General features: G+C 62.7%; 1 protein-coding gene. It reads left to right on the plus strand.

Going from position 1 to position 710, the window contains the following annotated elements:
- Positions 1-710: type VI secretion system Vgr family protein (locus tag K0F88_RS26520; RefSeq protein ID WP_219097193.1), on the plus strand; the 710-nt coding region annotated here is incomplete at both ends.

Below are 710 nucleotides of genomic sequence, written 5' to 3' on the forward strand. Positions count from 1 at the left end.
CTGCGCGTCTCCTCCGCCTGGGCCGGCGCCCACTACGGCGGCATCGCCATCCCGCGGATAGGCATGGAAGTGCTCGTCACCTTCCTCGAAGGCGACCCCGACCAACCGCTGATCAGCGGCTGCCTGTACCACAAGGAAAACGTCGTCCCCTACCCCCTGCCGGCAAACAAAACCCGCAGCACCTTCAAAACCCTGAGCTCCAAGGGCGGTGGCGGCTTCAACGAACTGCGCATCGAAGACAAGAAAGGCCAGGAACAAATCTTCCTGCACGCCCAGCGCGACTGGGACGAAAACGTCGAACACGACCAGAAAATCCGCGTCGGCAACGAACGCCACGACACCGTCGAGCAAAACAGCTACAGCGAATTCAAGGCCGAAGAACACCACACCGTCTACGCCGACCGCAAAGTCGAGGCGCGCGCCAACGACCACCTGACCGTGGGCGTGAACCAGCACATCAAGATTGGCACCGGGCAGTTCATTGATGCCGGCCAGGAGATTCACCTGAGCAGCGGCATGAAAGTCGTGCTTGAAGCGGGTAGTGAGTTGACGCTGATCGGCGGTGGCAGCTTTATCAAGATCGACGCCAGCGGCGTGACCCTGAGCGGGCCGGTGATCAACATGAACTCCGGTGGCGGGCCGGGAAGCGGGACGGGGGCGGCGCCGTTGTTGCCGGGGGTGTTGAAGCAGGCGGATGCGGATAAGGCGGG

Origin of the sequence: Pseudomonas sp. UMAB-40, from assembly GCF_900095275.1 — a bacterium.
GTDB lineage: Bacteria > Pseudomonadota > Gammaproteobacteria > Pseudomonadales > Pseudomonadaceae > Aquipseudomonas > Aquipseudomonas mandelii_B.